The organism is Blastomonas sp. CCH1-A6 (genome assembly GCF_001556365.1).
Classification (GTDB): domain Bacteria; phylum Pseudomonadota; class Alphaproteobacteria; order Sphingomonadales; family Sphingomonadaceae; genus Blastomonas; species Blastomonas ursincola.
Genome location: NZ_LSIS01000344.1, coordinates 1 through 9,663 on the forward strand (window position 1 = coordinate 1; position 9,663 = coordinate 9,663).

Below are 9,663 nucleotides of genomic sequence, written 5' to 3' on the forward strand. Positions count from 1 at the left end.
GTACCGTGGGCGCGCTCGGCGGCATGGGGATGGCGCTGTTTACCGGCTATATTCTCGACAGCACCGGCAGCTATGAAATCCTGTTCGCAATCTGCGCCAGCGCCTATCTGGCGGCGCTGCTGGTGGTGCACCTGCTCAGCCCCAGGCTGGCTCCGGCCAAGGTCTGATCGTTCAGCAGGCCAGCGCCTTGGTCCATTGGCCGAGGCGCTGGTCGCGGGCTGCGCTGTCCATTTGCGGGTCGAACGTCTGGATGGGCGATACCATCGCGCGCGCTTCTTCGAGCGAGCCATAATGGCCTGAACCGATCGCCGCGAGGATTGCCGCCCCGCGTGCCGTCGTCTCGACATCGCTGGGGCGTTCGCACGGGATGTTCAGCACATCGGCAATATCCTGCGCGATCCAGTCGTTCGCGCTCATCCCGCCATCCAGCCGCAGCACCGACCACGGCGCGCCATCGGCACCAAAGGCGCGGCCGAGATCGTGGAACACATTGGCGACCGATTCGAGTGATGCACGGACGATATGCGCGCGCGTCGTCGCGAACGAGAGCCCGGTGATCGAACCGCGTGCATCAGGCAGCCAATAGGGCGCACCAAGCCCGGACAGGGCGGGGACCACGACCACGCCGCCGCTGTCCGGAACGGAACGCGCCAGCGCCTCGCTCTCTGCCGCATTGCCGAGCAGGCCGATGCTGTCGCGCAGCCATTTGACCAGGCTGCCCGCGACGAACACCGATCCTTCGAGCGCGAAGCTGCGCGTGCCGTTCACCTCGCACAATACGGTACCGAGCAGCCGGTGCTCGGATCGCGGCGGGTTCTGGCCCATGTTCGCCAGAATGAACGCGCCGGTGCCCAGCGTCGCCTTTGTCTGGCCGACATCGAAACAGCCCTGGCCGATGGTCGCCGATTGCTGGTCACCCGCCAGACCCGTGATCGGGATCGGGGTGCCGAACAGTTCTGGCTTCGTCGTTCCGAACACGCCGGTGCTGGCCACGACTTCCGGCAGCGCCATGCGCGGCACGCCGAACAGGTCGCACAGGCCATCGTCCCAGCTCTGGCCGGTCAGCGCGAGCAGGCTGGTGCGGCTGGCGTTCGAGACATCCGAAATGTGGAGACCGCCGGTGAGGTTCCACACCAGCCAGCTCTCGATCGTGCCGAAGGCGAGCCGGTCTCCCAGCGCTTCCGCACCGTCGATATTGCGCAGCATCCACGCCATCTTGGTCGCGGAAAAATAGGGGTCGAGCAGCAGCCCGGTGGCCGATTGCACCGCCGCCTCATGGCCGCCCGCGCGCAGCTGCTGGCATTGAGCGTCGGTGCGGCGGTCCTGCCATACGATCGCCTTGCCGAGCGGCTGGCCGGTCGCCTTGTCCCAAGCGACCACGGTCTCGCGCTGGTTGGTGACGCCGATCGCGGCGATTCGCTCGGCCCCGCCTGCGCGCTCGACCATGACCTGCGCGCAGGCGAGCGTGCGCTCCCAGATCTCGTTCGCATCATGCTCGACCCAGCCGGGCTGCGGATAACATTGCGTGATGTCGTGCTGCTCGGTCGCGATCCATTCGCCCGCCAGCGTATAGAGCATCGCGCGGGTCGAGGTCGTGCCTTCGTCGAGCACCAGGATCAGCTTGTCAGCCATGCGCGGCCTCCGTGTCTGCATTCTCGCCGAGCAGATCGCCGATATCCGCGATCTCGAGCCCGAAGCGTTCGACCAGATCGGCAATGTCGCCGGGGCGGGCCATCTCGCCATCGTCACGCATGATCGAGCAGATTACCGCCGCATCGCCGCATCCGGCGCGCCGCGTCAGTTCGATTGCGGCTTCGGCAGCCGCCGCGCGTTCGGCCACGCCGCCGGGCGAGCAGATCAGCGGGAAGATATGGCCGGGCGAGACAATGTCGTCTGCGGTGGCCTCGGGCGCGACCGCGACCCGCACGGTCTGCGCGCGGTCGGCGGCGGAAATGCCGGTGGTGACGCCCTCTGCCGCCTCGATCGACCGGCCCAAGGGACGACCGGACTGGCGATCCTTGCCGGGGTTCATCAGCCCGATGCCCAGCCGCATCGCGCGGTCCTGCTGCATGGCCAGGCAAATCAGCCCGCGCCCGTGCGTCGCCATGAAGTTGATCGCTTCGGCGGTCGCATGCTGCGCGGCGACGGCGAAATCCATGTCGCCCCGGCGGAAGCGGTCGCCGGTGATGATGATGACCTTGCCCTGTTTGAGGGCCTCCACCGCGCCTGCGATGCTCATGCGGCGGGCCTCGCCATCGCGCTGAGGCTGGTCGCGCCCTGCACGACCTGCTGCCCGACCATGTCGAGCTGCATCCGCGCGCGATCATCAAGACACTCGCCATCGGGCGAGAACAGGCCGGGATAGGTGCGGATCGTCGCGCCCATCGGCGTCGGCCAGCCGCGCAGCGCATGGACGATGCTGCGCAGCGTCTGCATCGTGCTCATGGTTGCCTGGTCGCCATAAGCCGTGGCGATCAGCCCGACCGCCCGGCCGTCGAGATAGGGGCGCGTGTCCTTCGACAGGTCCTCGAGATAATCAAGCGCATTCTTGACCAGCCCCGAAATCGTGCCGTGATAGCCGGGAGCTGCGAGCAGCACGCCATCGGCGGCGCGGACAGCCTCGACCATTTCGCGGCCTTCGGCTCCAGCATGGGCGCTGCTGCGGTAATGCGGGAGCGCGGCGAGATAGGCCCCGTCGAACAGCTGCACCTCGGCCCCGTGCGCGGCGGCGCTGGCCATCGCGGTGCGCAGCGCCAGCTCGGTGGTGCTGCCGATGGACACGGTGCCGCCAATCGCGACGATGCGGGGTGTCATGCTACGGGTTCCTTCTGGAAAAAGCGTTCAAGGGCGGCCTGCTGATCGGCCGAGAGATGCAGGCCCAGCTTGGTGCGGCGCCACAATATGTCCTCGGCGGTCATTGCCCATTCGTTCTCGATAAGGTGCCGCACCTCTGCCTCGGTCAGGCCATGGCCGAAATGCTCGCCGCAATCGGCGAGCGTCCTGGCATCGCCCAGAAAGCGCGCGGCCATGGTGCCATAGGTGCGGATCAGCCGCTCGGCCCAGGCTGCTTCGAGGAAGGGATAACGCGCCCGCAGACCAGCGATTTGCTGCGCAACATCGTCCACGCCGAATTCGCCACCAGGCAGCGGTTTGGCATGGGTCCAATGGTCACCGCGCAAGGCCGGGACGCGGCTGGCGAGCTTGTCGACCGCTTCCTGGCTCAAGGTACGGAAGGTAGTGATCTTGCCGCCGAAGACCGAGAGCATCGGTGCGCCCTCATGCTCTTCGGTCAGGTCGAAGCGATAGCCGCGCGTCGCCGCTTCGGGCTTGCCCGACCCGTCATCGACCAGCGGCCGCACGCCCGAATAGGTCCAAACGACATCGGCGGGCGTGACGGGCTTACTGAAAAAGCGGCTCGCCCCTTCGCACAGATACGCGATTTCCTCCTCGCTCGCGACGATGGGCTCGCCGGGCTGCTGGTCGCGATCCGTGGTGCCGATCAGCGTGAAATCCTGTTCATAGGGGATGGCGAAGAAGATCCGGCCATCGGGCAACTGGAAGAAATAAGGGTGCGGGTGATCGAACAGCTTGCGCACCACGATATGCGATCCGCGCACCAGGCGGATCGACTGTTTGGGCTGCTCGCCCGACTTGCCCAGGATGCCGAGCACCGATGGGCCCGCAGCGTTGATGATCGAGCGCGCGGTGAAATCACCCTGCGGCGTCTCGATGCGCCAATGCTCGCCGGTGCGCTCCAGCTTCGTCACCGGGCAGCGCGTATGCACGTCGGCGCCACGATCGGCGGCATCGCGCGCGTTGAGCACGACGAGCCGCGCATCATCGACCCAGCCGTCCGAATAGACGAAGCCATGCAAGAACTCGGGCTTGAGTGGGGCGCCTGCAGGGTGCCGGTCGAGCCGGATCGTCTCGGTCGCGGGCAGCAGCTTTCGCGCGCCGATATGGTCGTAGAGGAACAGCCCGAGCCGCAACAGCCAGCGCGGCCGCAGACCCCTGACCCAGGGCAACACGAACCGCATCGGCCAGATGATATGCGGCGCGATGCCCCAGAGGATCTCGCGCTCGCCCAGCGCTTCGCGCACCAGGCCGAACTCGTAATGCTCCAGATAGCGGAGGCCACCATGGATCAGCTTGCTCGAATTGGACGAGGTGCCGCTCGCCAGATCCTGCGCCTCGAGCAGCAGCACCCGTGCGCCGCGCCCGGCGGCATCGCGCGCAATGCCGGTGCCGTTGACGCCGCCGCCGATCACGGCGACGTCGAACATATTGGCTTCAGGGTGCGGCGACTGGTCCATCAGATCTCGAGCGGCCCGTGCTGGATGTGCGGCAGTACGTAGCGGGCGAACATATCGGCTTCCTGCACATGCGGATAGCCCGAGAGGATGAACGCCTCGATGCCTTCGGCCTGATAGGCGCGCAGCTTGGCGAGCACCTGATCGGGCGTGCCGACGATCGCAGCGCCGCAGCCCGAACGCGCACGCCCGATTCCGGTCCACAGATTCTCCTCGACAAAGCCGTCGCCATCGGCCGCGCCGCGCAGCTCCTGCTGGCGCTGCACGCCGTAATTCTTGGCATCGAGCGACTTTTCGCGGATCGCCTTGCCCGCCTCGTCATCGAGCTTGGAGAGCAGCCGGTCGGCATAGGCGCGTGCCTCGTCCTCGGTCTCGCGGACGATGACATGCACACGATAGCCGAACTTGAGCGTGCGGCCGTATTTGGCGGCGCGCGCCTTCAGGTCGGCGATGTTCTCGCGCACCTTGTCCATCGTGTCGGGCCACATCAGGTACACGTCGCACGCCTCGGCGGCGCATTCGCGTGCCTCGTGGCTGAGGCCGCCGAAATAGAAGGCGGGGCATTTGCCGGACAATGTGGTGATGCGCGGCGGGTCGAGCTTGAGGTTGTAAAAATCGCCCTGGAAATCGAGCGCCTCGCCGTTGAGCAAGGTACGCACGATCTTCATGATCTCGGTCGCGCGGGCATAGCGGGGGCCGGATTCGATCTTCTCGCCCGGCATGTCGGACGAGATGATGTTGACGTTCAGACGCCCGCCGGTACCCGAAGCGTTGGGACCGAGAATGCGGTCGAGCGTCGCGATGCGGCGGGCGAGCTGCGGCGGCCAGTCCTCGCCCATGCGCGTCGCCCAGAGCAGCTTGATGCGGCGGACCTGGGTGGCGACAGCCGCGGCGAACGCGGTGGTATCGAGCCCGAGCGAGTAGCCCGACGGCAGCAGGATGTTGTCGAACCCACCTTCCTCGGCGCGCAGCACGATGTTGCGGCAATGCTCCCAGCTCGACTGCAGATAGGGGTCGGGAACGCCCAGGAACTCATAGTCATCGTCGCACAGCGCCGAAAACCAGGCGATTTCGCAATTCTGTTCAGCCATCTTGGCTCTCCTTCACAGCGGCGGCCCGCAAGGCCGGCCGCGTCAATTCCTCGTGTCAGCGATCAGGGCAGGGGCTCGCCGCGCGCTGCCACCAGCACCGCGTACCAGTCCTGCCGGGTCCAGCGCACCTTGAGCGCCGCTGCGCCCTCGGCGATGCGTTCGGCCTGCTGCGATCCGATGATCGGGATGATCCCCGCCGGGTGCGCCATCAGCCAGCTATAGGCCGCGACACTGCGCGACACGCCCTGCGCCTCGGCCACGGCATCGAGCGCCGCGGCCACCAGCCGGTCGCGCGCGGTCTCTGCCGCTGCCAGGCGTCCACCGCCCAGCGGCGACCAGGCCATCGGCGTCAGGCCCATCATCATCGCCTGATCCAGCTCGCCATTCTCGAAACAGGTGATGCGCAGCGGGCTGATCTCAGGCTGGGTGGTGACCAGCTTGCTCGCCAGGAAGTGATCGAGCGCCGCGATCTGGTGCACGGTGAAGTTCGACACGCCAATCGAGCGGATCTTGCCCGCGCTCACCGCATCGTCGAGCACGCGCGCGACCTCCTGCGGGTGCGCAAGGATATCGGGGCGGTGGATCTGCCACAGATCGACCATATCGACCTTCAGGCGGCGAAGCGAATTGTCGATCGCGGTGCGCAGATAGTCGGCGCTCTGGTCATAGGGCAGGGGGGGCAGGATGCCGCCCTTGGTCGCCAGCACCATGCGGCTGCGCAAGGCTGGATCGGCGGCGAGCACCTCGCCGAGCAGTGCCTCGGCATCGCCAAAGCCGCCCGCGCCGTCAAAGCCGTAAATGTCCGCCGTATCGAGGAAATTGATCCCGGCATCGAGCGCGGCATGGACCAGGCGCGCCGCCTCAGCGACGCTGCGGCCATTCTCGGCAAGGCGCCACATGCCCCAGGCGATCGGGGAAACCATGATGTCACTTCCGCCAAGGGCACGAAAGGCGGGAGGCAGGGGCAGTTCGCTCATGAAAAGGTCCTGTTTGGGGGCGCTACCGAGGCGCGTTCGACAAGTTGATGGGGAAGGCGGCGATGGGTGATGTCGCCGCCTGCAATGAGAATCTCGGTCGCGGTCCGCGCCAGCTCCGCCATCGGCTGGTGGATCGTGGTGAGCGGCGGCCAGACGGTGCGCGCGAGCGTGGTGTCGTCGAACCCTGCGACCGACAGTTCGGCGGGAACGTCCATGCCGCGATCGTGCGCCACAGCCAGCACGCCGGCGGCCATGTCGTCGTTCGAGGCGAAGATCGCGCTCGGCCGCTGCGGCAGATCGAGCAGCGCACGTCCGCCGCGCACGCCCGAATCGAAATCGAACTCGCCATCGCAGACCAGCACCGGATCATAAGGCAGGCCGGCGCGGTCGAGCGCGCGGCGATAGCCGAACAAGCGGTCGTCCGACGCCATGTGATTGGGATGGCCCTTGATGAAGCCGATGCGGCGGTGCCCGGCATTGATCAGATGCGTGGTCATGTCGTCGGCGGCCTGGGCATCGTCCATGAACACCGAACTCGTCAGCGCATGGTTGGTGCCCGGCGAGATGCGCACGAACGGCACGTCGAGCGCCTCGAGCGCGCGCAGCACCGGGTCGCAATCGGTCACCGGCGAGGAGAGGATGATGCCATCGACATGCGTTTCGGTGACCAGCCCACGCACCTGTTCGCCCACCTGCGGGTCGGCGACATCGACCGGCTGGGCGAGCAGACGGATGCGGTTGGCGCGGCAGAAATCCCAGCAGCCGGTCTGGATCTGGAACATGTAATAGGGGCTGTGATTGTCATAGATCAGCGCGATCTGGTTCGACTTGCCGCCCGACAGGATGCGCGCCGCGACGCTTGGGCGAAAATCAAGGTCGCGCATCGCCTCTTCCACCCGATCGCGCGTCGCCTGGCTGACATAGGGATGGCCGTTCAGCACCCGGCTCACGGTCTTGACCGCCACACCCGCCTTGGCCGCGACATCGCGGATATTCGCCCGTTCGCTCATCGCTCCAGCACCCCGTTCAGGCCCGCGAACAGCGCCGCAAAGGCGCTGTCGGGGCGATAGAAGACCGGTGGCTGGCCGATCGGCGCAGCGATGCGGTGCGTGCCGGGCGCATAATCCACGCCGCCCCACACGTGCCGCCACACGCCTGCTCCAGGGAGGATCACGTCGCGTGCATCTGCACCCTGTTCGACCACCGGGGCCACCAGCATGTCGGCACCGTAGAGAAACTGGTCCTGCACCGTAAAGAGGGCGGGATCGTGCGGGAAATGCAGGAACAGCGGGCGCTGCGCGGGAAGGCCCTGCGCGCTCGCTTCGCCGCACAGGTGGCGGACATAGGGCGCGAGATGCGCGTGCACCCGGCTCCAGCGCGCAAAGCAGGCCATCAGTTCCGGCGTCGAATCATATTGCAGATTGTCGTCGGGCCGGTTGCCCTCATGGCTGCGCATGACCGGCGCGAAGGCGGCAAGCTCGCACCAGCGCTGCATGAGTTCCTCTGTCCGCACGTTGCCGTGCAGCGAGGTATAGCCGCCGCAATCCGAATGGCTGTACGCATTGCCGACCAGGCCCGCAGACAGCGCGCCGGTGATCACCGTGCCGATGCCATCGTGCCGGGTGAAATCGACCGACTGGTCGCCCGCCCAGAGCAAGGGGCAATACGCCTGCACCCCGGAAAAGCCGGCGCGCATGAAGAACACCGCATCGCCGGTTCGGCCGCGGCTTTCGACCGCGCGCGCGTTGACCTGGGCCCAGAGCACCGGCCAGCGATTGTGCGCCTCCATCGGGTCGGAGCCGTCCGCGAGGCGCAGGTCGGTGGGCAGATATTCGCCAAAATCCGCCATCCAGCCGTCGATGCCGATATCCAGCATTTCGCGGCCCAGTACGCGCTCTGCGAACCAGGCGCGCGTTTCGGCGCGAGTGAAATCGACCACGCCACAGTCGAACTCGCCGAAATCGACCAGGTGGACCTCGTCGCTGTCGGTACGCAGACAAAAATGGCCGCCGCCTGCCGCTTCGGCGAACAGGTCGCCATCCACGGCAATATAGGGATTGGCATAGGCCATGAACCGGATGCCGCGCCGATGCAGGTCTGCAATGCGCGACTTCAGGTCCGGATAGCGCTGGGCACTGCGCTCTCCGTTATGCCAATCCCAGAACAGGCGACGGCCAAAGGTAGTTTCGCGGATCCCCGCCCAGTCCTCGCACCACAGCGCGGAGACGGCGGTGCCCGCGTCGATGAAGCGTTCGAGCCTCTCGAAGCTCGATGCGCCCGATTTCAGCCCGACGATCGCCCCGCCGATCGCCCAGTCGGGCAATTTGGGCTGGCGACCGAAGCGCTTCGACAGCGCGGAGACGAGTTCGAGCGGACCATCGGCGGCGAAAAGTTCGAAATTCGCGGTGTCGCTCCACACGTCCACCGCGTGAAAGCCGGGATCGGTGAAGTCGAGCACGCTGTAGCAACTGGCGTCGAGGTGCACCGCGATCCAGCGCGAAGTGAGAAAGGTCGGCTGAGGATAATTGGTGTTCCAATAGTCGCCGCCCGCCATGCCCTCGGCGTCCATGATGCGGGTGAGTTCGGTCGACTTGTCGCGGCCCACTCCTGGTTCGCTGGTCCAGATCGGGAAGGCGCGGCCATTCAGCGCGAGATAGCTCATCTGCTCGCCGCCGCCCCAGACGCATTCGCCCGGCTCAGCATGAAAGCGCACGCGAAGGCGATCATAGCCGGGAAGCAGTGCGTTGATCGTTAGCTCATGGCCCTTGGTCGAAAGGCGCGCGACCGGCACGCCATCGTGCAGCCATTCGATGCCGCCATCGGCCATGCGCCATTCTGCCGGAGCGATCTCGTCGGCAGGCGAGTCGGAAATGCGGAAATTGCCGCGAAACATCGTGATATCGGGGTTGCCCCGCGCCATGACCACCGCAGGACAGGGGATGTGGTGACGCAGCACGATCCGGTCTCCGAAAAGGAGATCGAACCCGTCATTCTGGGCGTGCACCCGCAGTTTCAACGCGATTTTCCTAACCCTTGCTCGCACTGTGGCGAAATGGCCGCAGCCATCGTCCGTTTTTCTGACACCGCTTGACATATCGAGCCAGTCATAGCAGATCAAGCGCCAATCGCGGCGACCATACCAAGGGGCAGCAAGCCCCCGCTACGACCGCATTCTCGCAGGGAGAGGGTATCATGAAGCTTTCCAATCTATTGTCCGTCCGTGCCGCCGCGCTGTCCGCGACCGCGCTTTCGCTCGCGTTCGCGATGCCCGCACACGCGCAGGAC

8 protein-coding genes and 1 pseudogene are annotated in these 9,663 nt (G+C 66.3%); 1 reads left to right on the forward strand and 8 read right to left on the reverse strand.

The window, feature by feature from the left end:
- A pseudogene (locus tag AX735_RS25975) lies at nt 1-167 on the forward strand (MFS transporter); the annotation flags it as partial.
- A gap of 4 nt (nt 168-171) precedes the next feature.
- On the opposite strand, the gene AX735_RS16490 reads toward AX735_RS25975, so the two are convergent.
- From AX735_RS16490 to AX735_RS16525, 8 genes are all read right to left on the reverse strand, one after another.
- Nucleotides 172-1,632: a glycerol kinase gene (locus AX735_RS16490; RefSeq protein WP_066282469.1), complete on the reverse strand. Its 1,461-nt coding sequence runs from the start codon at nt 1,630-1,632 to the stop codon at nt 172-174.
- The gene (locus AX735_RS16495) at nt 1,625-2,239 is read right to left on the reverse strand and encodes a 3,4-dihydroxy-2-butanone-4-phosphate synthase (RefSeq protein WP_066282471.1); all 615 of its coding nucleotides are present in this window, start codon (nt 2,237-2,239) and stop codon (nt 1,625-1,627) included. The genes AX735_RS16490 and AX735_RS16495 overlap by 8 nt, the downstream gene beginning before the upstream one ends.
- Nucleotides 2,236-2,814: an NADPH-dependent FMN reductase gene (locus AX735_RS16500; RefSeq protein WP_066282473.1), complete on the reverse strand. Its 579-nt coding sequence runs from the start codon at nt 2,812-2,814 to the stop codon at nt 2,236-2,238. Before AX735_RS16500 ends, AX735_RS16495 begins: the two co-directional genes overlap by 4 nt.
- Nucleotides 2,811-4,313 (reverse strand): glycerol-3-phosphate dehydrogenase, encoded by a 1,503-nt coding sequence (locus AX735_RS16505; protein WP_066282474.1) that lies wholly within the window; start codon nt 4,311-4,313, stop codon nt 2,811-2,813. The genes AX735_RS16500 and AX735_RS16505 overlap by 4 nt, the downstream gene beginning before the upstream one ends.
- Nucleotides 4,313-5,401 (reverse strand): LLM class flavin-dependent oxidoreductase, encoded by a 1,089-nt coding sequence (locus AX735_RS16510; RefSeq protein ID WP_066282476.1) that lies wholly within the window; start codon nt 5,399-5,401, stop codon nt 4,313-4,315. The genes AX735_RS16505 and AX735_RS16510 overlap by 1 nt, the downstream gene beginning before the upstream one ends.
- A gap of 62 nt (nt 5,402-5,463) precedes the next feature.
- Nucleotides 5,464-6,378 (reverse strand): aldo/keto reductase, encoded by a 915-nt coding sequence (locus tag AX735_RS16515; RefSeq protein WP_066282479.1) that lies wholly within the window; start codon nt 6,376-6,378, stop codon nt 5,464-5,466.
- Nucleotides 6,375-7,388 carry a LacI family DNA-binding transcriptional regulator gene (locus AX735_RS16520; RefSeq protein ID WP_023837423.1) on the reverse strand — a complete coding sequence of 338 codons (1,014 nt, stop codon included), beginning with the start codon at nt 7,386-7,388 and terminating at the stop codon, nt 6,375-6,377. Before AX735_RS16520 ends, AX735_RS16515 begins: the two co-directional genes overlap by 4 nt.
- On the reverse strand, nt 7,385-9,394 hold the full coding sequence (locus AX735_RS16525; RefSeq protein ID WP_066282480.1) for an alpha-glucosidase: 2,010 nt from the start codon (nt 9,392-9,394) through the stop codon (nt 7,385-7,387). The genes AX735_RS16520 and AX735_RS16525 overlap by 4 nt, the downstream gene beginning before the upstream one ends.
- Nucleotides 9,395-9,663: the final 269 nt, after the last annotated feature.